The organism is Roseovarius nitratireducens, from assembly GCF_002925845.1.
Lineage (GTDB): Bacteria > Pseudomonadota > Alphaproteobacteria > Rhodobacterales > Rhodobacteraceae > Roseovarius > Roseovarius nitratireducens.
Map to the genome: position 1 here is coordinate 178,287 of NZ_PDNI01000074.1, position 24,556 is coordinate 202,842.

At 66.9% G+C, this 24,556-nt stretch carries 31 protein-coding genes; 14 read left to right on the plus strand and 17 right to left on the minus strand.

Features of this window, described 5'->3' with window-relative positions:
- Positions 1 to 2: 2 nt before the first annotated feature.
- Positions 3 to 542, minus strand: a complete 540-nt coding sequence (locus CRJ03_RS17255) for a sigma-70 family RNA polymerase sigma factor (protein ID WP_206018391.1) — start codon at positions 540 to 542, stop codon at positions 3 to 5.
- A 275-nt stretch (positions 543 to 817) separates the two neighbouring features.
- On the opposite strand from CRJ03_RS17255, the gene CRJ03_RS17260 reads away from it, so the two are divergent.
- The 6 genes from CRJ03_RS17260 to CRJ03_RS17285 all read left to right on the plus strand — a co-directional run bounded on the left by CRJ03_RS17260 (position 818) and on the right by CRJ03_RS17285 (position 5,803).
- Positions 818 to 2,116 carry an NAD(P)/FAD-dependent oxidoreductase gene (locus CRJ03_RS17260; RefSeq protein WP_104020107.1) on the plus strand — a complete coding sequence of 433 codons (1,299 nt, stop codon included), beginning with the start codon at positions 818 to 820 and terminating at the stop codon, positions 2,114 to 2,116.
- Complete coding sequence (locus CRJ03_RS17265; protein WP_104020108.1) at positions 2,113 to 2,871, plus strand: DUF1365 domain-containing protein; 759 nt, start codon at positions 2,113 to 2,115, stop codon at positions 2,869 to 2,871. Before CRJ03_RS17260 ends, CRJ03_RS17265 begins: the two co-directional genes overlap by 4 nt.
- Positions 2,868 to 4,115, plus strand: a complete 1,248-nt coding sequence (locus CRJ03_RS17270) for an MFS transporter (protein WP_104020109.1) — start codon at positions 2,868 to 2,870, stop codon at positions 4,113 to 4,115. Before CRJ03_RS17265 ends, CRJ03_RS17270 begins: the two co-directional genes overlap by 4 nt.
- A gap of 4 nt (positions 4,116 to 4,119) precedes the next feature.
- Positions 4,120 to 4,680, plus strand: a complete 561-nt coding sequence (locus CRJ03_RS17275; RefSeq protein WP_104020110.1) for a DUF3833 domain-containing protein — start codon at positions 4,120 to 4,122, stop codon at positions 4,678 to 4,680.
- Positions 4,677 to 5,411 (plus strand): SDR family NAD(P)-dependent oxidoreductase, encoded by a 735-nt coding sequence (locus CRJ03_RS17280; RefSeq protein ID WP_104020111.1) that lies wholly within the window; start codon positions 4,677 to 4,679, stop codon positions 5,409 to 5,411. Before CRJ03_RS17275 ends, CRJ03_RS17280 begins: the two co-directional genes overlap by 4 nt.
- 65 nt (positions 5,412 to 5,476) lie before the next feature.
- A complete protein-coding gene (locus CRJ03_RS17285) occupies positions 5,477 to 5,803 on the plus strand; it encodes a DUF3775 domain-containing protein (protein WP_104020112.1) in 327 nt (108 codons plus the stop codon).
- A gap of 13 nt (positions 5,804 to 5,816) precedes the next feature.
- Here the strand turns inward: CRJ03_RS17285 and CRJ03_RS17290 are convergent, their stop codons facing one another.
- Positions 5,817 to 6,221 (minus strand): cytochrome c, encoded by a 405-nt coding sequence (locus tag CRJ03_RS17290; RefSeq protein WP_240611710.1) that lies wholly within the window; start codon positions 6,219 to 6,221, stop codon positions 5,817 to 5,819.
- A 65-nt stretch (positions 6,222 to 6,286) separates the two neighbouring features.
- A complete protein-coding gene (locus tag CRJ03_RS17295; RefSeq protein WP_104020114.1) occupies positions 6,287 to 7,861 on the minus strand; it encodes a lysine--tRNA ligase in 1,575 nt (524 codons plus the stop codon).
- Between the two features lie 118 nt (positions 7,862 to 7,979).
- Here CRJ03_RS17295 and CRJ03_RS17300 point away from each other — a divergent pair, with 118 nt between their 5' ends.
- From CRJ03_RS17300 to CRJ03_RS17325, 6 genes are all read left to right on the plus strand, one after another.
- Positions 7,980 to 8,405, plus strand: coding sequence for a tellurite resistance TerB family protein (locus tag CRJ03_RS17300; RefSeq protein ID WP_104020115.1), 426 nt, complete (start codon positions 7,980 to 7,982; stop codon positions 8,403 to 8,405).
- 81 nt (positions 8,406 to 8,486) lie between these two features.
- Positions 8,487 to 9,275: a ribose-5-phosphate isomerase RpiA gene (gene rpiA / locus CRJ03_RS17305; protein WP_104020116.1), complete on the plus strand. Its 789-nt coding sequence runs from the start codon at positions 8,487 to 8,489 to the stop codon at positions 9,273 to 9,275.
- A gap of 48 nt (positions 9,276 to 9,323) precedes the next feature.
- A complete protein-coding gene (gene rbfA / locus CRJ03_RS17310) occupies positions 9,324 to 9,719 on the plus strand; it encodes a 30S ribosome-binding factor RbfA (RefSeq protein WP_104020117.1) in 396 nt (131 codons plus the stop codon).
- A gap of 154 nt (positions 9,720 to 9,873) precedes the next feature.
- The gene (locus CRJ03_RS17315; protein WP_240611711.1) at positions 9,874 to 10,671 is read left to right on the plus strand and encodes a phosphodiester glycosidase family protein; all 798 of its coding nucleotides are present in this window, start codon (positions 9,874 to 9,876) and stop codon (positions 10,669 to 10,671) included.
- Positions 10,672 to 10,711: 40 nt separating this feature from the next.
- A complete protein-coding gene (gene truB / locus CRJ03_RS17320; protein ID WP_104020119.1) occupies positions 10,712 to 11,617 on the plus strand; it encodes a tRNA pseudouridine(55) synthase TruB in 906 nt (301 codons plus the stop codon).
- Complete coding sequence (locus CRJ03_RS17325) at positions 11,614 to 12,177, plus strand: DUF1643 domain-containing protein (RefSeq protein ID WP_104020120.1); 564 nt, start codon at positions 11,614 to 11,616, stop codon at positions 12,175 to 12,177. The genes truB and CRJ03_RS17325 overlap by 4 nt, the downstream gene beginning before the upstream one ends.
- Positions 12,178 to 12,542: 365 nt before the next feature.
- On the opposite strand, the gene CRJ03_RS17330 is transcribed toward CRJ03_RS17325, so the two are convergent.
- The 11 genes from CRJ03_RS17330 to CRJ03_RS17380 form a co-directional block, all read right to left on the minus strand.
- Positions 12,543 to 13,940, minus strand: coding sequence for a DegQ family serine endoprotease (locus tag CRJ03_RS17330; protein ID WP_104020189.1), 1,398 nt, complete (start codon positions 13,938 to 13,940; stop codon positions 12,543 to 12,545).
- Between the two features lie 211 nt (positions 13,941 to 14,151).
- Positions 14,152 to 14,349, minus strand: a complete 198-nt coding sequence (locus CRJ03_RS17335) for a DUF2065 family protein (protein ID WP_206018392.1) — start codon at positions 14,347 to 14,349, stop codon at positions 14,152 to 14,154.
- Positions 14,346 to 15,224, minus strand: a complete 879-nt coding sequence (hflC, locus tag CRJ03_RS17340) for a protease modulator HflC (RefSeq protein ID WP_104020121.1) — start codon at positions 15,222 to 15,224, stop codon at positions 14,346 to 14,348. Before hflC ends, CRJ03_RS17335 begins: the two co-directional genes overlap by 4 nt.
- A 4-nt stretch (positions 15,225 to 15,228) precedes the next feature.
- Positions 15,229 to 16,374 (minus strand): FtsH protease activity modulator HflK, encoded by a 1,146-nt coding sequence (hflK, locus tag CRJ03_RS17345; RefSeq protein WP_104020122.1) that lies wholly within the window; start codon positions 16,372 to 16,374, stop codon positions 15,229 to 15,231.
- Between the two features lie 67 nt (positions 16,375 to 16,441).
- Positions 16,442 to 17,797, minus strand: coding sequence for a glutathione-disulfide reductase (gene gor, locus CRJ03_RS17350; RefSeq protein WP_104020123.1), 1,356 nt, complete (start codon positions 17,795 to 17,797; stop codon positions 16,442 to 16,444).
- 140 nt (positions 17,798 to 17,937) lie between these two features.
- A complete protein-coding gene (locus CRJ03_RS17355; RefSeq protein ID WP_104020124.1) occupies positions 17,938 to 18,498 on the minus strand; it encodes a F0F1 ATP synthase subunit B in 561 nt (186 codons plus the stop codon).
- Positions 18,499 to 18,503: 5 nt separating this feature from the next.
- Complete coding sequence (locus CRJ03_RS17360; RefSeq protein ID WP_104020125.1) at positions 18,504 to 19,049, minus strand: F0F1 ATP synthase subunit B'; 546 nt, start codon at positions 19,047 to 19,049, stop codon at positions 18,504 to 18,506.
- A 91-nt stretch (positions 19,050 to 19,140) separates the two neighbouring features.
- A complete protein-coding gene (locus tag CRJ03_RS17365; RefSeq protein WP_104020126.1) occupies positions 19,141 to 19,377 on the minus strand; it encodes a F0F1 ATP synthase subunit C in 237 nt (78 codons plus the stop codon).
- Positions 19,378 to 19,471: 94 nt separating this feature from the next.
- Complete coding sequence (locus CRJ03_RS17370) at positions 19,472 to 20,254, minus strand: F0F1 ATP synthase subunit A (protein WP_104020127.1); 783 nt, start codon at positions 20,252 to 20,254, stop codon at positions 19,472 to 19,474.
- On the minus strand, positions 20,244 to 20,585 hold the full coding sequence (locus tag CRJ03_RS17375) for an AtpZ/AtpI family protein (RefSeq protein ID WP_104020128.1): 342 nt from the start codon (positions 20,583 to 20,585) through the stop codon (positions 20,244 to 20,246). Before CRJ03_RS17375 ends, CRJ03_RS17370 begins: the two co-directional genes overlap by 11 nt.
- Positions 20,586 to 20,786: 201 nt before the next feature.
- Positions 20,787 to 21,200, minus strand: a complete 414-nt coding sequence (locus CRJ03_RS17380) for a universal stress protein (RefSeq protein ID WP_104020129.1) — start codon at positions 21,198 to 21,200, stop codon at positions 20,787 to 20,789.
- Between the two features lie 178 nt (positions 21,201 to 21,378).
- Between CRJ03_RS17380 and CRJ03_RS17385 the strand changes: the two genes are divergently transcribed.
- Both CRJ03_RS17385 and CRJ03_RS17390 read left to right on the plus strand, forming a co-directional pair.
- Complete coding sequence (locus CRJ03_RS17385; RefSeq protein ID WP_104020191.1) at positions 21,379 to 21,714, plus strand: ArsR/SmtB family transcription factor; 336 nt, start codon at positions 21,379 to 21,381, stop codon at positions 21,712 to 21,714.
- Positions 21,704 to 22,681 carry a glycosyltransferase family 61 protein gene (locus CRJ03_RS17390; protein WP_165375347.1) on the plus strand — a complete coding sequence of 326 codons (978 nt, stop codon included), beginning with the start codon at positions 21,704 to 21,706 and terminating at the stop codon, positions 22,679 to 22,681. Before CRJ03_RS17385 ends, CRJ03_RS17390 begins: the two co-directional genes overlap by 11 nt.
- Before the next feature lie 17 nt (positions 22,682 to 22,698).
- Here the strand turns inward: CRJ03_RS17390 and CRJ03_RS17395 are convergent, their stop codons facing one another.
- The 3 genes from CRJ03_RS17395 to rsfS form a co-directional block, all read right to left on the minus strand.
- Complete coding sequence (locus CRJ03_RS17395; RefSeq protein ID WP_104020131.1) at positions 22,699 to 23,571, minus strand: LysR family transcriptional regulator; 873 nt, start codon at positions 23,569 to 23,571, stop codon at positions 22,699 to 22,701.
- A gap of 114 nt (positions 23,572 to 23,685) precedes the next feature.
- Entirely contained in the window at positions 23,686 to 24,156 is a 471-nt protein-coding gene (rlmH, locus tag CRJ03_RS17400; protein ID WP_104020132.1) for a 23S rRNA (pseudouridine(1915)-N(3))-methyltransferase RlmH, read from the minus strand.
- A complete protein-coding gene (gene rsfS, locus CRJ03_RS17405; protein WP_104020192.1) occupies positions 24,157 to 24,519 on the minus strand; it encodes a ribosome silencing factor in 363 nt (120 codons plus the stop codon). It abuts the gene before it with no gap.
- Positions 24,520 to 24,556: the final 37 nt, after the last annotated feature.

Sequence of the window (24,556 nt, forward strand, 5' to 3'; positions counted from 1 at the left end):
CGTCACTTCATTGCGTGGCGCAGACGGTCGAGCGCCAGTCTGATGCGGGATTTGATGGTGCCGAGCGGCAGGCCGGTCTCTGTGGCGATCTCGGAATGGGTGAGATCGCCGAAATAGGCCTTTTCGATCAGCACGCGCTGTTTTTCGGGCAGGGCGGCCAGCGCTTCGCCCAGTTGCTTGCTTTCCTGTTGCAGGGCCAGCGCATCGGCCTGGTCGGGCTCTGGCTCGGGGCCCCAGGGCAGGTCTTCGGGTTCGGGGTGTCTTGTGCGGCGAAGCACGTCGATGCGCCGGTTTCGCGCGATGGTGAATATCCACGTTGCCACCGAGGCGCGGTTCGGATCGAACAGGTGCGCCTTGTGCCACAGCGTCGCCATCGTCTCTTGCGCGCATTCCTCGGCCAGCGTGGCGTCGGCGCCCGAGCGCATGAGGAACGCCTTTACCCGCGGGGCGAAGTGGCCGAACAGGCGGGCGAAAGCCGCCTCGTCACGTGCGTCGCGCACCGCGATCATGGACGTCACCCAGGCGTCCTGGCCTCTCGTCATCCGGTCCTTTGATACCACGCTGCTGTCCGCTCCCTTGCGTCTGTCAGCGTGCCACATAGCACGTAGGCCCGCGGGCGGCGAGGGGGGGGCGACGCGGGCGGCGGTCGCGGGGTGCGTTTCGGTGAACATGCCCGTGTTACGCGCCGCGCACCGGACCGGATCACTTTGCGGGGCTGACCACCGTTCCACGACCGTGTCGCACGCATTCTAATCCGGTGGCGACCGTGCCGCGTAAACCATTTGATCATCGCAACGCTCAAGAGGGCCGCCCCGTCATGCTGAACCCCGCCCAGAAAAGAATCGCCGTCATCGGCGCCGGGATCACCGGCATGGGCGTGGCCGAGCGGCTGGCCTGTCGTCACGCGGTGACGCTCTACGAGGGCGAGCCGCGGCTTGGAGGGCATGCGCGCACGGTGATCGCGGGCAAGCGCGGCGATCAGCCGGTCGATACCGGCTTCATCGTCTTCAACTACGCCACCTATCCCGAGCTTACGGCCATGTTCGACCGGCTGGACGTGCCGGTGACGGAAAGCACCATGAGTTTTGGCGCGTCGTTCCGTGGCGGTGCGTTCGAGTACGGGCTGGAGGGCGCGCGCGCCTATTTTGCCCAAGGGGCGCGCGCCCTCGACCCGCGGCATTGGCTCATGCTGCGCGACATCTTTCGCTTTAACGCGCGCGCGCTGGCGGTGTCGGAGGATGGCAGCCTCAGCATTGGCGCGTTGATGGACCGGATGCGGCTGGGGCGGTGGTTTCGCGAGTATTACCTCACGCCGTTCTCGGGTGCGATCTGGTCCACCCCGGTGGAGAAGGTCCTCGATTTTCCGGCGCATGCGCTGGTGCGTTTCTTCAAGAACCACGGGCTGCTGGGCTATGACGAACAGCATCAGTGGTACACCGTCGCGGGCGGCTCGCGGGCCTATGTGGACCGGCTGGAGACGTCGATGCGGGCGCGGGGTGTTGCGCTGCGGCCCGGCACGCCGGTCCGGGGCGTGCGGCGCGATGCGCAAGGGGTGATGCTGCGCGCCGAGGGTGCGGAGTGGGAGCGGTTCGACGAGGTGGTATTTGCCACCCATTCCGACGACAGCCTGGCGCTGCTGTCCGATCCAAGCGCAGAGGAGCGCCGCAATCTCGGGGCCATCGCCTATCAGCCCAACGACATCACGTTGCACGCCGACACGAGCCTCATGCCGCGGCGCCGGGCGGTGTGGTCATCGTGGAACTATACCGAGGGCCCGGCCAAGCGCGCGGGCCAGATCGACCTGACCTACTGGATGAACAGCCTGCAGCCGATCCCCGGGGATGATCCGCATTTCGTCACGCTCAACACCACGCGGCCGATCCGCGAAGAGCTGATCTATGACCAGGTGACGCTGCGCCACCCGGTCTATGACCTCGGTGCGCTGGCCGCGCAGGAGCGCGTGCGCGCGGGCAACGGTGCGCGGCATACGTGGTTCTGCGGTGCGTGGCTGCGCCACGGCTTTCACGAGGACGGGCTCGCCACCGGGCTCGACGTGGCCGACGCGATCCTCGCCCGCGATAGCGCGCCGTTCGCCGCAGACATTGCCGCCGAATGAGTATCGTCCGCCATATCGCGGGCCACACATGGCACGGGCGCAAGGGCGCGGTGGAGAATGCGTTTCGCTACCGGGTGGATTACCTATTGCTGGATGCCGAGGCCGCCGCGCCGACCGCGCCGCGCCTGTTTGCGCGGGGCCGCGCGGGGGTGATGTCGCTGCATGACCGCGACCACGGTGGCCCGCCGGGCAAGGGGCGCGGCGCGGCATGGGTGCGCGAGGTGCTGGCCGCTCACGGCCTGCCCGCGCCCGCGCGGATCGAGCTTTTGGCGCAGCCGCGCGTGCTGGGCCATGTATTCAACCCGGTGGCATTCTGGCTGTGCCACGACGAAGGTGGCGCCACGCGCTGCATCATCGCGGAGGTGACCAATACCTATGGCGACCGCCATTCCTACTTGTGCCACCGCGACGACCACGCGCCGATCACCGCCACGGACAGGCTGCGCGCGCGCAAGGTATTCCACGTCTCGCCGTTTCAGCCGGTGGAGGGGGAGTATGAATTCCGGTTTGATCTGCGCGCCGACCGCATCGGCATCTGGATCGACCTGACGGCGGGCAATGGCGGGGTGGTGGCCACGCTCACCGGTCCCGTGCGCCCGCTGAGCCTGCGGGGCATGGCGGGGGCGCTGCTGCGCCGCCCGTTCGGGTCGCGCCGGGTGCTGGCGCTGATCCATTGGCAGGCGCTGCGGCTGTGGTGGAAGGGGGCGCGGTTTCGCGCACGCCCCGCGCCGCCCGCCGACGAGGTCAGTCGATGAGCCACGCCGCCACCCTGTCCGGTGCGGCCCCCGCCCCGCGCCTGCCTGGCTACGCGCTTTTTGCCGGGATGCTCGCGGCGGCGGGATTGCCGGTCTATATCCACGCGCCCAAGGTCTATGCCGACGCGCATGGCGTCTCGCTTGCGGCGCTGGGCACGGTGCTGTTCGCGCTGCGGCTGATCGACGTGGTGCAGGATCCGGCGCTTGGCTGGCTGGCGGCGCGCAGCGCGCGCTGGCGGGGGCTGGCGGTGAGCGTTGCCGCCGCGATGATCGCGGGCGGGATGCTGGGGCTGTTTGCCATCGCCCCGCCCGTCGCGCCGCTCGTCTGGTTTGCGCTGATGCTGACGCTGGTGTTCAGCGCGTTCAGCTTTCTGACCATCTGCATGTATGCCGAGGGCGTCGCCGCCGCCGACCGGCTGCCTGGCGCGGGGCATTTACGGCTGGCGCGCTGGCGCGAGACCGGCGCGCTGCTGGGCATCTGTGCTGCGGCGACGGCGCCGACGCTGCTGGGCGGCTACGCGGGCTTTGCGCTGGCCTTCGTGGCACTGGTGGTGGTGGCCTGGCTGGCGATGGTTGGCCAATGGCAGGGCGGAGGCGATGGCACGGCCGCAACGGGCTTTGGCACCGTGCTGCGCGACGCGCGCGCCCGGCGGTTGCTGGCGGTGGCGCTGGTCAATGCCGCGCCGGTGGCCGTCACCTCGACGCTGTTTCTGTTTTTCGTCGAAAGCCGCCTCGCCGCGCCGGGATGGGAGGGGTCCTATCTTGTGCTCTTTTTCCTCAGCGCCGCCTGTGCCGCGCCGCTCTGGGGCGCGCTGGCCGAGCGGTATGGTGCGAAACGGATGCTGCTCTGGGCGATGGGCGTCTCGATTGTCGCCTTTGGCTGGGCGGTCACGCTGGGCGCGGGCGATCTCGTGGCCTTTGCGGTGATTTGCGTGGTCTCGGGCGCGGCCACGGGGGCGGACATGACGCTGCTCCCCGCGCTTTTCGCCCGCCGCATGGCGGCCATCGCGCCGGGCGGGGCCGAGGGATTCGGCCTCTGGGCCTTTGTGTCGAAATTCACGCTGGCGCTCGCCGCCGTGGCGGTGTTGCCCACGCTGGAGGCGGGGGGCTTTCGTGCGGGTGGGGAGAACGACGCGCAGGCGCTGTGGCTGCTTGCGCTGATGTATGGCGGGCTGCCCTGCCTGCTGAAACTGGGGGCTATCGCGCTGCTCTTGCGCACGGACCTCGACGACGGGAAAGGATGACGGGATGGACGCGGTGGGACTGATTCTCCTCGGTGCGCTCGGGATGCTGGCGTTCATGGCGGTGGCCGCGCGAGTTGCCGGGTTCGGCGCGCAGCGGCTCGATGACTATGCCGCCTCTACGCCGCGTCTCGACCTGCGCGAGCATCTCAATGGCCCGATCAAGTGCGAGGGCGTGATCTATGGCCCGCTGGGGCGGGTCGCGTCGCGGTTCGATGCCGATTTCGAGGCGGAATGGCGCGGTGGGCGTGGCATCATGCGCGAGCATTTCCGCTATGACAGCGGCAACCGGCAGGATCGCGAATGGCGGCTCACGCTCAGCAATGACGGAACCATCCGCGCCGAGGCCGACGATCTCGTGGGCCCCGGCCACGGGCAGCAGACCGGCGCGGCGGCGCGGCTGAGCTATCGCATCCGCCTGCCGCGGGAGGCGGGTGGCCACGTCCTGAGCGTGACCGACTGGATGTATCTCACCCCCGGCGGCGTGATCGTGAACCGCAGCCAGTTCCGCAAGTTCGGGATCAAGGTGGCAGAGCTTGTCGCCACCATGCGCCGGGTGGAGCCATGACCGATTGGCAGGGCAAACGCTACTGGCTGATGGGGGCGAGCGAGGGGCTTGGCGCGGCGCTGGCGCACAAGCTGAGCGCGGCGGGGGCGGAGGTGATCGTGTCCGCCCGCAACGAGGCGCGGCTTGCGGAGCTTGTCGCCGCACTGCCGGGACGTGCGCGCGCCGTGCCGGTGGACGTGCGCGACGATGCGAGCGTGGCACAGGCGGCTGAAGCCGTGGGCGAGATCGACGGCCTGGTCTACCTGGCCGGGGTCTACTGGCCGATGCCCGCGACCGAATGGCGCGCGGAGGAGGCCACGGCGATGGCCGATGTGAACTTCACCGGCGCGGTGCGGGTTCTGGGCCATGTCGTGCCCGGCATGGTGGCGAAGGGCGCGGGGCACATCGTGCTGACCGGCTCGCTGTCGGGGTTTCGCGGCCTGCCCGGCGCCATCGGTTATGCGGCGTCGAAGGCCGGGGTGATGAGCCTCGCCGAATCGATGCGCGCCGATCTGTGGCGCAGTGGCGTGCGTGTGCAGCTTGCCAATCCCGGCTTTATCAGGACACGGCTCACCGACAAGAACGCGTTTCACATGCCGTTCATCATGTCGCCCGAGGCCGCCGCGCAGGAAATGTTCGAGCTGATGTGCGACGCGGGCGCCTTTCAGCGCCATTTTCCCCGGCTTTTCAGCTACGTGTTTCGCCTGTCGCGATTTTTGCCGGACGGGCTCTATTATCGCCTGTTTGCGTGAGATCAAGGAAAGGGTCTCTGCGCGCGGGCAAATGTGTGGCATGATCGTGCGCGAGGAGGCCACACATGCTGGACATCAGTGTTTACAAGATCGCTCAGATCGTTCTCATGGCGCGCGAGCTTGGCCGTGCCGAGGGCGAGTTGCGTGCCTTCATCGACCGGCTGAGCGAGGAGGAGCAGGCAAGCCTCGTCGCGGTCATGTGGATCGGGCGCGGCAGCTTTGAGGCCGAGGAGATCGAGGAGGCCAAGCGCACCGCCTTTGAGGAGGCGACGACGCCTTGCGTCGATTACCTGATCGGCACGCCGCACCTGTCCGATCACCTCGAGAACGGGCTGGACGCGCTCGGCCTGTCGGCGGCGGAGGATGAGAACGACCTGATCCGCGGCGGCTAGCCGGGGGCTGCGCTCACCCCTCCTGGATGCTCTCAAGGTAGGCCATCAGGGCCGCGAGCGGGCGCGGTGTGGGCGTGAGCACCCCGTCGCCCACATCCACCGGCACTGTCTCGCCCTCCAGCAGCAGGCCGAATTCCGGCATGTCCTGCCCCGGCAGGCCGGTGCGGTCGTAGCCGTCGATCACCGACAGCACGTGACGGCGCGGGAAGGTGCCATCCTCGGAAAGCTGGGTCAGATCGGCGGGCGGCGGCGTCATCGCCGCGGCCCAGGGGCCGTCACCCTTGCCGGACGCGCCGTGGCACTGCGCGCAGTTCTCGGCATAGATCGCCGCGCCTTCGCCCGCATCGGGCATGGAAACCGCCTGCACGCAGGCGGCAACGCCCAGCACGGCGACAAGGAACAGGGGACGGGTCTGCATCGGGGGCCTCATTCGCGTTTGCATTCGAGGCTATCCGCGTCGCCCGCGTGGCGCAATGGTCCCGATCACGCGAGTTCGCCCGCCAGCGCCCGGTCGATCAGCGCCACCGTCTCTTCGATGCCATAGAGCGCGATGAATCCGCCGAAGCGCGGGCCCTGAGAGGCCCCCAAAAGCACCTCGTAGAGCGCCTTGAACCAGTCGCGGAGCGGGTCGAACCGGTCGCGCCCCACGGCGTAGACGATTGATTGCAGCGCCTCGTCATCCGTGGGCCCGTCATAGGCTGCCAGTTGATCGCGCAGATCGGTCAGTGCCTCACGCTCCAGATCGGTGGGCGCGCGATAGACCTTGGTAGGGGCGACGAAATCCTCGTAATAGCGCACCGCCCCGCCCGCCGCGGCATCGAGATCGGGATGCGTCTCGGCGCTTGCCTCGGGCGCGTAGCGGCGGATGAAGCCCCAGAGCGTCTCCTTGTCATGGGCGGCGGAAACCGAGGCAAGGTTGAGCAGCATCGAGAAGGGCACCACCATCCGGCTCTCGGGCACGTCGCCGTTGTGGATGTGATGAACGGGGTTGGCCGCCCGCTGCGCCGCGTCCTGACCGGCATAGGCGCGCAATTGCTGGTGATACTCGTCCACCGCCTTGGGGATCACGTCGAAATGCAGCCGTTTGGCGGTCTTTGGCTTTTGATACATGAAATAGCTGAGGGACTCGGTCGAGGCATAGCGCAGCCATTCATCAATGCTGATGCCATTGCCGGAGGATTTCGAGATCTTCTGCCCGCTCTCGTCGAGGAACAGCTCGTAGGTGAAATGCTCGGGCGGGCGCACGCCCAGCGCCCGGCAGATGCCGTCATAGATGGGCGTGTTGGTGGAATGGTCCTTGCCATACATCTCGAAGTCGACGCCCAGCGCCGCCCAGCGCGCGCCGAAATCGGGCTTCCACTGAAGCTTTACCCGGCCGCCGGTGACGGGAAGCGTCCATTCGCGCCCCTGCTCGTCGTCGAAGGTGATCTCGCCCCTGGCGCCGTCCACATGCTTCATCGGGACGTAGAGCACGCGCCCCGTCTCGGGGTGGATGGGCAGGAAAATCGAATAGGTCTGCTGACGCTCCTCGCGCAAGGATTTGAGCATGATTTTCATGATGTCGTCATACGCTGAGGCGGCGCGCAACAGCACCTCGTCGAACTGCCCGGAGCGGTAGAATTCCGTGGCGCTGACGAATTCATACTCGAACCCGAACGTATCGAGGAACCGCCGCAGCATGGCGTTGTTGTGCGCGCCAAAGCTTTCGTGCGTGCCGAACGGGTCGGGCACGGATGTCAGCGGCTTTTGCAAGTGCTCGGCCAGCATTTCGCGATCGGGCACGTTGCCCGGCACCTTGCGCATCCCGTCGAGATCGTCGGAAAAGCAGATGAGCCGCGTGGGGATGTCGCTGATCGTCTCGAAGGCGCGGCGGATCATGGTGGTGCGCAGCACCTCGCCGAAGGTGCCGATATGCGGCAATCCGCTCGGGCCATAGCCGGTCTCGAACAGCACGTGCCCCTTTTCCGGCGGGGCCTTTTCATAGCGTTTGAGCACGCGGCGCGCCTCTTCAAAAGGCCACGCCTTCGAATTCATCGCCGCTTCGCGCAGATCGGACATCGCTCAAACTCCGGTTTTGTCGCAGGCAATGGCCCGCGCGACCTTGCGGGTTCCTATTGCCGGGGCGCGAGACAGTCAATATTCTGCACCGCAACACGCGCCCCCTGAAAGGCCCCCCATGTCAGACCAGATCCCACATTCGCTCTCGCCGCAGGATTGCCTCGTCGCCCTGATGATCGCGGTCTCTGCCTCCGACGAGAACATGCGAACCGCCGAACTCGTCAAGATCGAGAGCACGATCAACAACCTGCCCATCTTTGCCAGCTACGATCTCGACCGGCTGCGCGTGATGTCGCAGACGGTGTTCGACCTCTTTTCGGTCGAGGACGGGCTTGACGCGCTGTTTGGTCTCATGCGCGCCAACCTGCCCGAGGCGCTGAACGAGACCGCCTATGCGCTTGCCTGCGATGTGGCGGCGGCCGATGGCACGCTCAACGACCGTGAGTTGCGGCTGCTGGAGGAAATGCGCTACGAGCTCGATATCGACCGGCTGCACGCCGCCGCGATCGAGCGCGGCGCGCGCGCGCGCCACCTCACGATCTGAGTGCGGGACGGCGATTGCCACTCGCGCCGCCACCGCAACGCGCCTATAACGTCAGGTGCCACAGCCTGGAGGGACGACGCCATGACAGGAGAGCTTTCGCCCATCGACAAGGCCAAATTCGTCGCCGCCAAACGTTCGGTCGACTACATCGAGGACGGGATGCGCGTGGGGCTTGGCACCGGTTCTACCGCCGCGTGGATGGTGCGCTGCCTGGGCGAATTGGTGCGCGAGGACGGGCTCAAGATCAAGGGCGTGCCCACCTCCACCCGCACCGCCGAGCTTGCCCGCGAGATGGGCATCGAGGTCATCAGCCTCGACGAGGCGAAATGGCTGGACGTGACCATCGACGGCGCGGATGAGTTCGATGCCAATCTCAACCTGATCAAGGGCGGCGGCGGGGCGCTGTTGCAGGAAAAGATCGTCGCCACCGCCAGCGACCAGATGATCGTGATCGCCGATATCGGCAAGGAGGTCGAGCATCTCGGCGCCTTTCCGCTGCCGGTCGAGGTGATCCCGTTCGGCTGGCAGACCACGAAATCGTTGATCGAGGAGTTGCTCATCAACATGGACGTGCTCGGGCGCGACGCGTCACTGCGGATGAATGGCGACCGCCCCTTCGTCACCGACGAGGGCAACTACATCGTCGATCTGCACCTTGCCCGCATCGGCCACCCGCACCGGCTTTCGATGGCGCTCAACCAGATGCCGGGGGTGGTCGAGAACGGCCTGTTCCTAGATATCTGCGACGTGGTGATTCTCGGCTTTGGCGATGGCCGGGTGGAAACGCGCGACATCAACGACGGCACCGTGGCCAAGGAGCGGATAGATTTCGTCGAGAGCGAGAATCTCTTCGCCGATCTCGACGATTGAGCCCTGCCGCCGCTTGGCACGACCCGCGCGAAGGATTAGATCGGCGCAATGGCAAAGAACCGCACACATGACGGCCCCGGCCCCTCGCAGCGGCAGCTCCGCGTCGGCGAACTCGTTCGCCGCACGCTCTCGGAGGTGCTGATGCGCGGCGATATCCACGATCCCGAGCTCAACCGCCTGTCGATCACGGTGGGCGAGGTGCGCTGCTCGCCCGATCTCAAGATCGCCACGGCCTACGTGATGCCGCTGGGCGGCGAGGCGCAGGGCGAGGCAATCGAGTTCCTCGCACGCAACAAGGCCGAGCTGCGCCGCATCATCGGCCGCAAGGCGGGGCTCAAGTTTACCCCCGACCTGCGCTTTCGCCTCGACGAGACCTTTGACCAGATGGACGAGACGCGCCGGCTCTTCGAGGATGAAAAGGTGCGCCGGGATGTGGAGGGGTAGGCCGGGATCCCCGAGCTTTCGCCGGACCTTGTGCATCCTCTTGCGCGGAATCAAGGCGTGCCTGCACGCCGCCGCGCAGCGCCCGACCGCCCCCCGGGCGGGCGCTATTCAAGGTCTAACTCCGGACAACCGCCGGAATATTTGGCACGATAAAGTGCGCCGCCTCACCGTCGCAGCGCCCCCCCGCGGTCGGGCGCTGCGCGGCTCTTCCCTCGCCATCCTGCTTTTCATTCTCGCCGCCCCTGCCGCTGCTGCGTCCTGCCGCGCGATCGAGGCCGAGGGCGCGGGCTACACGCTGTGCGAGGCCGACGCCGCGCGCGACGATATCCGCCTGTTTCTCAACGATCCCGGCAGCGATACGCTCCTCGGCAGCTTCGCCAATGTCGAGCGGCTGCTGGAGAATCAGGACAAGCGCCTCGCCTTCGCGATGAATGGCGGCATGTATCACCCCGACCGCCGTCCCGTCGGGCTCCATGTCGAGGCGGGGCGCAAGATTGCCCCGCTCGTCACGCGCGCCGGACCCGGAAATTTCGGGATGCTGCCCAACGGCGTGTTCTGCCTGCGTGAGGACCGCGCCGAGGTGATCGAATCGCGCGAATTCGCCCGCGAGACCCCCGCCTGCCGCTTTGCCACCCAATCGGGGCCGATGCTGGTGATCGACGGTGCGCTGCACCCGCGCTTTATCGAGGACAGCGACAGCCGCTTCATTCGCAACGGCGTCGGCACCTCCGCCGACGGGCGGCGCGCGTGGTTTCTCATCTCCGACGCGCCGGTAAATTTCCACCGCTTCGCCCGCGTCTTCCGCGACCATATCGGCGCGCGCCAAGCGCTCTATCTCGATGGCAAGGTGTCGCGGCTCCACGCGCCGGGGCTGAACCGCTCGGATCAGGGCCTCCTGCCGCTCGGCCCCATCCTCGGTGTCGTGGTTGACGAGGGGGTTCCGCTCGACTAGGCCCTTGCGCCTGATCGAGGGACAGGGACAGGACCGAAGGATGGCACGAAAGCCCAAGGGCCGCGACATTTCCGGATGGCTGGTGGTGGACAAGCCCGCGGGGCTGACCTCCACCGCCGTGGTGAACAAGGTGAAATGGGCGCTCGATGCGAAGAAGGCGGGCCATGCCGGCACGCTCGACCCGGAGGCGACCGGCGTGCTCGCCATCGCGCTGGGCGAGGCGACCAAGACCGTCCCCTATATCACCGACGCGCTCAAGGCCTATCGCTTTACCGTGCGGCTGGGGCAGGCCACCAATACCGACGACGCCGAGGGCGAGGTGACCGACGAGAGCGACGCGCGCCCTACGGACGCGCAGATCAAGGACTCGCTCGGTGCCTTTCTGGGCGAGATCATGCAGGTGCCGCCGCGCTTCTCGGCGGTCAAGATCGACGGTGAGCGCGCCTACAAGCGCGCCCGCGACGGCGAGGAGTTCGAGGTCGCGGCCCGACCGCTCTGGGTTGAGGAAATCGTGCTCGCCGACCGCCCCGATCCCGATCACGCCGTGATCGAGATGACCTGCGGCAAGGGCGGCTACGTGCGGTCCGTTGCCCGCGACCTGGGCCGCGCGCTGGGCTGTTTCGGCCACGTGGTGACGCTGCGCCGCACCTGGTCCGGCCCGTTCGATGCCGAGGACGGTGTCAGCATGGAGACCATAGAGGCGCTGGCGCGCGGACCCGATCTCGATGCGCATCTTCGTCCGCTCGAGGAGGGGCTCGCCGATCTGGCGATGGTCACCGCCACGCCAGAGGGCGCGGCGCGTCTGCGCAACGGCAATCCCGGCATGGTGATCGCCTCGGGTGTCGAGTATGGCGAGGAGTGCTGGGCCGCCGAGGACGGGCGCGCCATCGCCGTGGGCCGCTACAAGGCGGGCGAGCTGCACCCCTCGCGCGTGTTCAACCGATGACCGCCCCCGAGGACCGGCACGACCCCGGCGGCAAGGTGCGTTTGCGCCTGCCCGAGGGCGTGCGCGGCGAGGCCGGTTTTTCCCCGTGCGGACGCTATCGCCAATCGCTCTCCCGCGACTGGACCGCGCCCGGAGAGGCGCCGCGCGCCGTTCTCTTCGTGGGCATGAACCCCTCGGTGGCGAGCGCCTCAGCCTCGGACCCCACCTGTCACCGCGAGCTGACCTTTGCCCGTGACTGGGGGTATACCCGCTATCTCAAGGGCAACGTGCTCGACTGGCGCGCTACCTCGCCGCGAGACCTGCCCGCCGACCCGGGCGAGGCGTGCAGCCCGGCCAACATCCCCGCGCTGGTGGCAATGGCGCAGGAGGCCGAACTGGTGGTCATGGCCTATGGCCGCCTGCACCCCCGCTACGCGGGCACCGTGCGCGGCGCCGTCGCCGCGCTTGCCGCCACCGGGCGTCCGCTCAAATGCTTTGGCCTCAACAAGGACGGCTCGGCCAAGCATCCGCTCTACCTGCGCAAGGATGCAGCCCTTGCGGAGTTTCCGCTGCCTGGCTGACGGCGCGCAGGACCACGGCGTCCTGAGGGTGGGGCGCGTGGGCATGTCTGGCCTGGAGCCGTCATTCCCCTCCTGCCCCCGCGCGGAACAAGGCGTGCTTGCACGCCGCCGCGCGAGCGCCCGACCGCCCCATCGGGCGGGCGCTTCTGCAATGCTGCAAGTAGATGAAATATAATAAGTATATTGCACCATAAATCGCACAGCATTGGCCGAACTGCGCCCACCCGGCGGTCGGGCGCTCGCGCGGCTCATCGCCAAATGCCCGACGATCGCTGAAGGCCAGAACCGCCCCTGATGAACCGCACCGCCAAACGACAAAGGGCCCCGCGAGGCGGGGCCCTTCACCGGCGCGGGGAAATCCCCGGCTATTCCGCGATGTTGAGTGCGACGAAGCGCGGCTCGCCCGCGCGGCGCACCAAGAGCAGCAGCGACTTGCGCCCCGCTTCGCGCGCCTCGGCAATGCGCGCGTCGAGATCGGAGATGCTCGCGACCTTCTGCTGGCCTGCCTCGGTGATGGCGTCGCCCGCGCGCAGGCCCTTTTCGTAGGCTTCGGACATCTCGTCCACCTCGGTGACCACGAGCCCGGTGGCAGTTGCGTCCAGTTCGAGTTGCGCGCGCAGTTCGTCGTCGAGCGGCTTGAGCGTGAGGCCCATCATGGATTTCTCCTGCGGGGCCTCGGGCTTGCCGGGTTGCGCAACGGGGATCGACCCTTCGGCCACTTCGCGGCGGCCCAGCGTCACCTTGAGCGTCTTGGTCTTGCCGTCTCGAAAGACGACGACGCGCACGGTCTTGCCCACGGCGGTGTTGCCCACCTGCCGCACGAGGCCGCGGGTGTCCTCGACGTCACGACCATCGAAGCTGAGGATCACGTCGCCCGCCTGCATCCCGGCTTCGGCGGCGGGGCCTTCGGGCACGTCAGTCACCAGTGCGCCGGCGACCTTTTCGAGGCCCATCGCCTCGGCCACGTCCTCGGTCACGTCCTGGATGCGAACGCCCAGCCAGCCGCGCCGCGTCTCGCCGTATTCCTTGAGCTGATCGACCACGCGCTTGACCACGTTCGACGCCATCGAGAAGCCGATCCCGATGGAGCCGCCGGTGGGGCTGAGAATCGCGGTGTTCACGCCGACCACGTCGCCCGCCATGTTGAAGAGCGGACCGCCCGAATTGCCGCGGTTGATCGCCGCGTCGGTCTGGATGTAATCGTCATAGGTGCCCGACAGCGCCCGGTTGCGCGCCGAGACGATCCCGGCAGAGAGCGAGAAGCCCTGTCCGAGCGGGTTGCCCATCGCCAGCACCCAATCGCCCACGCGGGCGGTGTCGCTATCGCCGAACTTGACGAACGGGAGCGGCTTTTGGGGCTCTACCTTCAGGAGCGCGATGTCGGTCTTGGGATCGGTGCCGACCACCGTGGCCGAAAGTTTCTCGCCCGAGAAAAACTCGATGTCGATCTCGTCGGCCTTGTCGATGACGTGGTTGTTAGTGACGACGTAGCCATCTTCGGAAATCACGAAGCCCGAGCCCAGTGCCGAAGATCGGCGCGGGCGGTCGCCCTCTGGCATCTGCTCGCGGAACCGCTCGAAGAAATCCTCGAACGGCGAACCCTCGGGCACCATCGGCAGGGGTCCGGTGCCTTGCTCGACCGTGGTCGAAGTGGTGATGTTGACCACGGCGGGGCTGATCTCGTCGGCCAGGTCGGCGAAAGTCTCGGGCAGGGCGCGCGCGGCGACCCCCTGCGCCAGCAGCAGCGCCACGGTCAGCGCCATGAGCCATACGGCCCGCACGGCCCCGGTTGTGGATCGCGTAGCGGCAATGTTCGGGTTGGTCACGCCAAAATCTCCTCTGGTTCATGTCGTCGGGATCGCGCGCGAAGGCCGCGCCGCTCCCGGTGGATGGATCAGATGTAAGTACGGTCGCCACTTTCGCCAAGGCTGTAACATTCGATCACAGCGATGTGACCGTGCCCGCGCCGTGAATTCAAGCGCCCAGCGCCTTGGCCGCCCATACCAGCGCGAGCCCGATTATCAGGGCCAGCAGTCCCATCAGGCGACGCACCTCGGGCGGGAACGCCGCCAGCGCAACCAGCATCTGGTCAATGAGCGAAGGGGCCAGCGCATAGACCAGCCCCTCCACGATCAGCACCAGCCCGAGGGCCAGAAGCGCGGTTTCGATCATTCCTGCACGTTGCCCGAGCGCAGGTAATCGAAGAACTCGCTGTCGGGCGTCATCACCATCGAGGAATTGCTGCCCTGAAGCGCATTTTCATAGGCTTGGAGCGAGCGGTAGAAGGCAAAGAACTCGGTGTCCGCCCCGTATGCCTCGGCATAGACCGCGTTGCGAGTGGCATCGGCCTCGCCGCGGATCACCTGTGCCTCGCGCTCGGCATCCGACACCGTTTCGGTCACCGTCCGGTCGGCCTGCGCGCGCACGCGCTGCGCCGCCTCGTTACCACGGGCAATCTCGTCGGCGGCCTCGCGCTCTCGCTCGGCCCGCATCCGTGCGAACGTGGCTTCGAGGTTCTGGTCGGGCAGGTTGGTCTGCTTCAACCGCACGTCCACGATTTCGAGGCCAAGTCCCTCGGCGCTGGTACGCGCCTGCGCGCGGATGCGACGCGCCAGATCGCCGCGTTCCGGCGACAGGATCGAATCGGATGTCACTTGGTCGGCCCCCAGCACCTCGCGGATCTGCGCATTGAGCACCGACGAGAGCCGGTCCTCGGCCAAGGCCATGCCACCGATGCCGACCGCTTGCCGGAACTGCACCACGTCGCGAATGCGGTAGCGGGCAAAGGCATCGACGATGAGCCGGCGGTCGTCCGACGGCGTCACCTCGATCGTGTCGGTGTCGAGCGACAGGATGCGGTCGTCATAGCGCACCACCTCCTGGATGAAGGGGATCTTGAAGTTGAGCCCCGGGTTCTCGTGAACAGCCTTGATCTGGCCGAATTGCAGCACCAGTGCATTCTCGCGCTCGTCCACCACGAAGATCGACGAGAGCCCGAGGAAGCCAACCACCACGAGGAACGGGATGAGAAATTTGATCTTGCCCATGATCTCAGTTTCCTTCGCTTGTCGTGGTGTTGCGGCGCAACTCGTTCAGCGGCAGGTAGGGCACGACACTGCTGCCCCCCTCGCTTCCGACGATGGACTGGTCGAGGATCGTCTTGTCGATATCGCCCAGCACCTGTTCCATCCGCTCGAGGTAGAGGCGCTTGCGGGTGACCTCGGGGGCCTTGGTGTATTCCGTCAGGACCGAGGTGAAGCGGCTCGCGTCACCGCGGGCCTCGTTGACCACGCGGGCCCGGTAGCCTTCGGCCTGGGCGAGGATCTGCGCGGCTTCACCGCGCGACTCCGCCAGCACCCGGTTGGCATAGGCGTCGGCCTGCCGTTGCAGACGGTCGCGCTCCTGCTCGGCGGCTTGCACCTCGCGGAACGCGTCGATCACCTCGCGCGGCGGGTCGGCCTTGTCGAGGTTGACACGCACGATACGGATGCCGCTCTCGTACTCGTCCAGCGTCGCCTGGATGTTCTCTATCGCGCTGTCTGCGATGATCCCGCGATCGCGGTTGAGGATCGGCCCGAGGTTCGATGCGGCGATGATCTCGCGCATCACCGATTCCGACACCGCCTGCACCGTCAGTTGCGGATCGCGAATGTTGAACAGGAGCTTGGACGGGTCAGAGATGTTCCAGACCACCTGGAAATTGATGTCCACGATATTGGCATCGGTGGTCAGCATCAGCCCCTCGTTGCCGACATTGCTGCGCTGGCCGATATTCTCGGTCCGCTCCGAGGTGACGTTGACGATGTCGTAGGTCGCCACCGGCCACGGCGCGAAATTGAGGCCGGGATTGCCGGTCGCGTAATACTCGCCGAGGAAAAGCTCGACCGATTGCTCCTCGGGCTTGACCGTGTAGACGCTGGCAAAAAGCCAGATTGCCACGGCACCCAGCACCGCGAGGCCAATGGTGCCGCGACCGAATTGCGGACCGTCGCCGCCGCCACCGGCGCCGCCCCGGCCACCGCCGCCGCGACCGCCCATCAGGACACGGAGTTGATCCTGCCCCTTGCGCACAAGCTCGTCGATTTCGGGGAGTTGCCCGCCTTCGGGGGGGCGCCTGCCGCCGCTTGGCGGGCGACGGTCGTCATCGCCGCCGCGATCGCCGCCACCGCCCCACGGGCCGCCATTATTTCCAGCCATGCTAACCTTCCCTTGCTTTTCCGCCTTTGGCGGACATGCTCTCTACCTGTGCGTGAACCCCAGAAAATCAAGCGGTCCGCGCAGGCGTCTTCATCGTTACGATCTCTTCCGACATGGTCGGGTGCACCGCTACGGTGCGATCGAAATCTTCCTTGGTCGCCCCCATCTTCACCGCGATCCCGGCCAATTGTATCATCTCGCCCGCACCGGGGGCGACGATATGACAGCCCAGCACGCGGCGTGTATCGGCGCAGACCACCAGCTTCATCAGCACCCGCGCGCCGCGCCCGGCAAAGCTCTCGCGCATGGGCTTGAACGAGGTGGCGTAGATCTCCACCGGCCCGCGCTCGCGGGCGTCCTCTTCGCTCAGGCCCACGGTGCCCATCTCGGGCTGGGTAAAGATCGCGGTGGGGATCAGGTCGTGGTCCACCGGCGTCGGGTTGCCGTTGAAGACGGTTTCCACAAAGGCCATGCCCTCGCGGATCGCCACAGGCGTGAGGTTGACCCGGTCGGTCACGTCGCCGATGGCGTAGATCGAGGGCACGCTTGTCTGGCTGTAGTCATCGACCACGATTTCGCCCTTGCGCCCAAGGTTCACCCCGGCCTCTTTCAGCCCCATGTCCCCCGTGTTGGGGGCGCGCCCGGTGGCGAACATCACCTCTTCGAACGTGGCCTCGGTGCCGTTTGTGGCGGTCACACGGTAGCCGCCCTCGAAGGGCTGCATTGCCTCGATATTGGTGCCGAGGTGCAGGTTCACCCCAGACTGGATCATCTCGTCCGACACAAGGCCCCGCGCCTCGCCGTCAAATCCGCGCAGGATCTGCGCGCCGCGGTAGAACTGCGTCACCTCTACGCCGAGGCCGTTGAGGATGCAGGCGAATTCGCAGGCGATATAGCCACCGCCGATGACAAGGATGGATTTCGGCAGCCGCTCGAGGCGGAAGATGTCGTCGCTTACCAGCGCGTGCTCGGCGCCGGGCAGATCGGCCCGGACGGGGTGGCCGCCGGCGGCAATCAGGATGTGCCGCGCGCTGACGCGCGTGCCATCGGCCAGCTCGACCGTATGTGGATCGGCGAGCCGCGCGCGCATGTCGAATGTTGTCACGCCATTATTGCTCAGGATGCCGCGATAAACGTCTTCGAGCCGGTCAAGCTCGGCATCGAGCTTGGCCCGGAACGCCGCCCAGTCAAAGCCGCCCGCGTGCACCGTCCAGCCATAGGCCAGCGCCTCGGCGATGGCTTCGGGGTATTCCGAGGCAAAGACCATCAGCTTCTTGGGTACGCAGCCGCGGATCACGCAGGTGCCGCCATAGCGGCTTTCCTCGGCGAGCGCCACGCGCGCGCCGCCCTGGGTCGCGACGCGCGCTGCGCGCACCCCGCCCGAACCGCCGCCAATCACGAAAAGGTCGTAGTCGAATGACATGCCAGTCGGCTCCCTACCTTGCTCCGCCGACATATCTCAGCAACGCGGCAATGTGAAACCCCCAATCGTGACGCGAGAAACAACGGGGCCGCGATCCTTTCGGAACGCGGCCCCGTTGCGATGGCTTTCGCTTTGCGGCGTCAGTGCAGCTTGGATTCGACCTCGCCGATCGCCGCGTCGATGAGCGCGTCGCCGTCGGCGGCGCTCATCTGCTTGGCGATCACGTCGCGCGCGGCGGCGGTGGCCACGGCGATCGCCTGATCGCGCACGTCGCGCACGGCGCGCGCCTCGGCGCTGGCGATCTGGTCCTCGGCGGCCTGAAGCCGACGCGCGATCGAGCGCTTGATCTCTTCCTTGGCGTCGATGGCGGCCTGCTCGGCCTCCTCGCGGGCCTGCACGACGATGCGGTCGGCATGGTCCTGCGCCTCTTTCTGCTTGCGCTCGTAGCTGGCCAGCACCTTCTGCGCCTCTTCGCGCAGCTGGTGGGCCTCGTCGAGATCGGACCTGATAGACGCCGCGCGCTCGTCAAGCTTTGCGCCCAGCAAGCCTGGCACCTTGAGGTAGATCAGCACCCCTATGAAGATCAGGAACGCGATCAGCACCACGAAATTGGTGTTGAACAGCGAGAAGAACGGGCCGGACGCCGCGAAGGCCGGGCTGGCGGCGAGCGTGGCGGCGGCAGTCAGGGTCAGCTTGCGCATCGCACTCATCCTTTCATCCGGGCGTTCACGGCCGCGCTTACGCTGCGGCCGTCGGCCTTCTGGCCCATCGAGGCCACAAGCTCGGTGGTGACGTCCTTGGCCACCTCCTTGACGGCGTCGAGCGCGCCTTCGCGGATTTCGGCGATCTTCTTCTCGCCTTCGGCGGTCTTGGCCTTGATCTCGGCATCGGCCTCCTCGTTGGCGCGGTCGAGGTCTTTCTTGATCGAGGCCTTGGTCTCGGCGACAATCTTCTGCGCCTCGGCCTTGGCGTCGGCGAGCGCCTGCTTGTAGGCCTCTTCCGCCTCGGCTGCCTTGGACTTGAGATCCTCGGCGGCGGCGAGATCGTTGGTGATGGTGCCCTGCCGCTCTGCCAGCACCGCCGCGATGCGCGGAAGCGCGATACGCGACAGGATGAAGTAGAGCACGACCAGCGCGATGGCGAGCCAGAATATCTGGTTGCCGAACCAGTCGCCGCAAAGCTGCGGCATTCCGACGGCACCGCCCCCGCTGTCGAGACAGGCGCTTACGGCATCATGCGTTTCGGTTGCCATGACAGACGTCCTCCCTCAGGAACTTTCCGCGAATTCCGGGTGGCAGGCAAGCATGGCCGCCACCCGGCCGCAAGGATCGGGCCCTGAGCGATCAGACGGCGAACATCAGCAGAAGCGCGACGAGGAACGAGAAGATCCCGAGTGCTTCCGAGAACGCGATGCCGATGAACATGGTCGCGATCTGGCCGCCGGCGGCCGACGGGTTGCGCAGCGCGCCCGACAGGTAGTTGCCGACGACGTGGCCCACACCGACGGCGGCGCCGCCCATGCCGGTACATGCCAGGCCTGCACCGATGTAAGCACCCATTTGAACGATATCGCCTTCCATAGTGATCTCTCCTTACGCTGGAATTGGCATTGGTCTGTTGGTCGTCAGGCGGGCGAACCCGCCGCTTGTCTATGTCAGGGGCGCGTGGCCCGGCTTAGTGATGCGGATGCAGCGCGTCGCGCAGATACACGCAGGTCAGGATCGTGAACACGTAGGCCTGGATGAAGGCCACCAGCACCTCGAGCGCGTAGATGGCGGAGATCGCGAGGATCGACAGCGGCGTGACAAGGATGCCCACCCCGACCGACAGCGCGATCATCGGCGCGAAGGCCGCGAACACCTTGATCACCGCGTGACCGGCCATCATGTTGCCCGCCAGACGGATGGAATGGCTGACCGGGCGCACGAAGTAGGAAATCACCTCGATCAGCGCGAGGACCGGCCGCAGCGGCAGCGGCGCGGCGGTGATCCAGAACAGGCCCAGGAACCCCACGCCATGCTTGACGAACCCCAGGATCGTCACCGTCAGGAAGACAAGCATCGCCAGCACCGCCGTCACCGCGATATGGCTCGTGGTGGTATAGGCCATCGGCAGCAGGCCGATGAAATTGGCGAAAACGATGAACATGAACAGCGTCATGATGTAGGGGAAAAACGGCAGCGCGTCCTTGCCCGCCACGTCCTCGACCATCTTGCGGATGAAGTCATAGGCCAGCTCGGCGATGGATTGGGTGCGCCCCGGCACGATCGCGCGCTTTGACGTGCCCAGCACCAGCAGCGCAAAGATCGCCGCCACCGCGATCGCCATCCACAGCGTGACGTTGGTCAGCGTGAACAGGCCCACGGCCCCGTCGCCGAACAGCGGTCGCACGATGAACTGATCCATCGGGTGGAACACCAGCCCGCCGCTGTCGGCCCCTTGCGCTTCAGTCGCCATCCTTCGCCCCTTCGTCTCCGCCCGAGCTGGGCGCATTCATGTCCTTGGCGAGCTCCGCCGCGCTGCGCATCATCGTCTTGATGCCCGCCGCGAGGCCCAGCAATGTGAACACGACAAGGAATACCGGCAATGTGCCGAACAGGCTGTCCAGCCCGTACCCCATGCCGAAGCCGATCAACAAACCGGCAACAAGCTCGATCACCATCCGCCAGCCATGCTGCGCCTGGCTGTAGTGCTCTTCCTGATGAGGGCGCTTTGTCTTGTCGCCTCGCAGCTTGGCGATCCGTGCGTCGAGCTGCCTGAGCCGCTCGCTGTCGTCTGGATCGGACACCTACGCCCCCTCTCGGAATCTGATGTAGGTGCTACGGTCAGAGGGAGCCGGAGTCAAGCGCGCGATCCGCGCAGGCGAAGTATGTTCAACCTATTGATATATTGAGTATTTTTGGAAAGGTGAATATGGGATAATTTCCCGGCGCGGCCGTCTAGTGCCCGTGGCGGGCGGCCGCGCCATGTTCAACCGAACGGTTGAGTTTCAGCGCACCACGAAGACCGAGCACTTGGCGTGCTGAGCGATATAGCCGCCATGCGAGCTGAAAATATGCTCGAAAAAGCCCGGCTCGTGGCTGGCCATGATGACGAGGTCCGCGCCAACCTTGTCGATCGCGTTCATCAGTTCCGCGGTGGTCTCGACCGCCGGGTCGTGCGCCATCAACGGATCGGCCTTCACCGTCACGCCGTATTTTTCGCGCAGGTCGTCCGCGAAGCCTTGCAACCGACTACCGAATTCCCGCGGTGTGTGCCCCAGCTCGCTGGGAAGCTCGCCACCCACGCTGACCACATCGATGCTCGCGCCGTAATGTTTGGCCATGTCACCGGCGACGTCGAGCGCCTTGGCAAGCGTGTCCTTATGAACCAGATCGACGGGAACCATGATTTTTGAGAACATGTACTTTCCTTTCGCGTTTCCTGTTTGGTCTGCGGACCGTAACTGCCTCAGCCTGACATTGCCTTGCCTCAGATCAAACCCCCTTTCCGGCCAAAATGCTGCGAAAAACGGCATGTTTCGCCCCGAACGGGCGGTGATGAGCGTTGACGCGAGCCGCCCCCTCGGGCTTAAGACCGGCATGGACAAGGCCCACGCCCTCGACATGGTCTTTGCCGCGCTCGCCGATCCCACGCGCCGCGCGATCCTCGCCATGTTGCTCGAGGACGACATGGCCGTGACCGACGTGGCCGAGCCCTTCGAGATGAGCCTCGCGGCGATTTCCAAGCATCTCGCGATCCTCACCCGCGCCGGGCTTATCAGCCAGGAGCGGCGCGGGCGCGTCAAGTGGTGCAAGCTGGAACCGGATGCACTGCGCGACGCCTCGATCTGGATGCAGGGCTTCGGCCAGTTCGAGGCGGTCCATCTCGACGCGTTCGAGCGGTTTCTCCGCGACGAGTTGCGCGATGATCCCTGATCCCCGCCGACTGCCCCCGGCGCGTATCGAAACGGTGAGCGGCGCCATCCTCATGCCGATGGCACCGGGACACAGCCATGCCTGCGGCGTGCTCGACGCCCAAGGCCGTGCGGTCCCGGCTGCGCGCACGCGCATCGGCCCGCGCCGTTTCACCGCCGATCCCCTTGCGCCTGCGGACACGCCGGATGTCCTGCCGGGGTGCTGGCTCTATGCCGGGGTGGGGCGGCACCATTTCGGGCACTTCCTGCTCGAGGCGCTGCCACGGCTCTGGGCGCTCGACCATCCTGGCGCGCCGCGCCCCGACGGCATCGCGCTCGTCCCGATGGCCGGGCGCGATATCGCCGCCGTGCTCGCCCGTCGCCTCGGCCCGTTGCTCGATATCCTCGGGCAGGGGCTGCCGGTGCACCTGATCCAGCGGCCCACCCGTGTGGACGCGGCGCTCGTGCCCTCGCAAGGCTTTGGCCACCGCGAATGGAGCCACGGCACGCCGGAGGCCCGCGCCTACATGCGCCGCCATCTGCGTGCCGCCGTCGCCCCTGACGGTCCCGAGCGGCTCTATGTTTCGCGCCGCCGCCTCAAGAATCCTGAACAGCAGGTGCCCCACGAGCGGCGGATCGAAAAATGGATGTCGCGGGGGGGCTATGGCATCGTGCACCCCGAGCGCCACAGCATCGTTGAGCAGATCGCGTGCTACCGCGCCGCGCGGGTGATCGTCGGCCCCGACGGCTCGGCCTTTCACCTCGCGCCCTTCGTGATGGACACGGAGGCGCGCGTGGGCCTCATCCAGCGCCGTACAAGGCAAACGGCGTTCGAGGCCATCGTAGGGCAGGTCGCAGGCTTTGCCGGGATCACGCCATGGACTACCGCTGCGCTCGCCCGGCTGCCGGCGTCCGCGGAGGACACGTCCACCCTGCCGCCCGAGCTTTACCAGCTACGCCGCGAATTGCAGGCGGCGCGCTTTCTCTGAGCGGGCATTTGCGCTGCTTACCAGCCGCGCGCGCGCTCCTTGAGGAAGGCGAGGAACGTCTGCACCTTGGTGGTGCGGTGCAGATCCATGTGCGTCACGAGCCACAGCGGTGCCGCCCATTCGGGCCGCGGTGGCGTTACCCGCACCAGCCCCGGCACCTCTGTCGCCTGCAACGCCGAGACAAAGCCGATCCCCGCCCCGGCGAGGATCGCGTTGTGTTGCGCGTGTACGTCGCCCGAGCGGAACACGATATTGGCAGCGGGTACGGTTTGCCTGAGCCAGCGATGAAACGGCGCTCGCGCCTCGGGGTCGTCTGGTCCGACGAAACGGTGCCGCACGAAATCGTCGCAGCCCTCCGGCATCCCGTGCCGCGCCACGTAGCCCTCGCTGGCAAAGAGCGCGAAATCCTGTCGGAAGAACGGCTGTACCACGTTGTCGGGTTGATCCGGTGCGCTGCCCGCGCGTACCGCGACATGCGCCTCGCCGTATTCCAGCCGAAAGAGGCGGTCGCCGGTCAGGTATCGCACCACGAGATCAGGGTAGCCCTGCTGGAACTCTGCCAGCACCGGCGCGAGCAGGTGGCTCAGCCCGCCGATCGAGGTCACGACCAATTCGCCCGACACCTCGTTTCCGCGCCCCTTGATCCGGCCCGCCAGCTGGTGAAACTGATCGTCGGTCGCCTGCGCCACGCGCAGCAGGTCGTCGCCCGCCTCGGTGGGCGTGTAGCCGCGCGCATGCCGCTGAAACAGCCGCACGCCGAGCCGCTCTTCGAGCGCGTCGATATGGCGGATCACGGTGGCATGGTGCACGCCGAGCACCTCTGCCGCGCCGCTTACCGTGCCGACCCGCGCCACGTGAAAGGCGGTGCGCACCTCGTCCCAGTTCTCCATTGCCCGATCTCCCGCCCGCTTTGCGCGCAGTATGCGGTGCGGCGCGCGGCGGCGCAATCCGGCTTGTTCCCGTTAGATGCGCCGGGGGCCGGAAGCCTGGAAACTCTCAAGTCGTCAGGCCCGGTGATACGGGCTGCCCGCGAGGATCGAGGCGGCGCGGTAGAGCTGTTCGGCGAGCATCACGCGGGCGAGCATGTGCGGCCAGACCATGCGTCCGAACGAGAGCGCAAGATCGGCCCGCGCGCGCAGATCGGGGGCGAGCCCGTCGGCCCCGCCGATGAGAAAGGCCACGTCGCCGCGCCCGCTGTCGCGCCACCCGGCGAGGTGCCCCGCGAAATCGGGAGAGCCCATGACCTGCCCCCGCTCGTCGAGGGCCACCACCACGGCGCTGCGGGGGATCGCCCGGTCCAGCAGGGTGGCCTCGGCTTCCATGCCGCCGCCCTTGCGGTCCTCGACCTCGGTGACCGTGAGCGGCCCGAGCCCGAGGCCGCGCCCCGTCCGGTCGAAGCGGGTGGTGTAATCGTCGATCAGTGCGCGTTCCGGGCCGGTGCGCAACCGGCCCACCGCGCAGACATGCACGCGCATTCAGCTCTTGGCCGCTGCCTGCCCGGTAGGCAGCCACATTTTTTCGAGCTGGTAGAACTCGCGTACCTCGGGGCGAAACACGTGCACGATCACGTCGCCGGTGTCGATCAGCACCCAGTCGCCGGTTTCACGCCCCTCGGTGCGGGCTGGCACGCCGTGCTCGCGCTTGAGCCGGTCGACCAGCTTTTCCGAGATGGCCGAGACCTGGCGCGAGGAGCGGCCCGAGGCAATCACCATGTAATCGCCCATTGCCGTCTTGCCGCGCAGATCAATCTGCACGACGTCTTCGGCCTTGTCATCGTCGAGGGACTTGAGAATGGCGGCCAGCTGCGTTTCGCTATCGGCCTGATGCGGCGGGGTCATATGCGCCGCCGGGGAATCAGCGGCAGGGGCCGCGTGA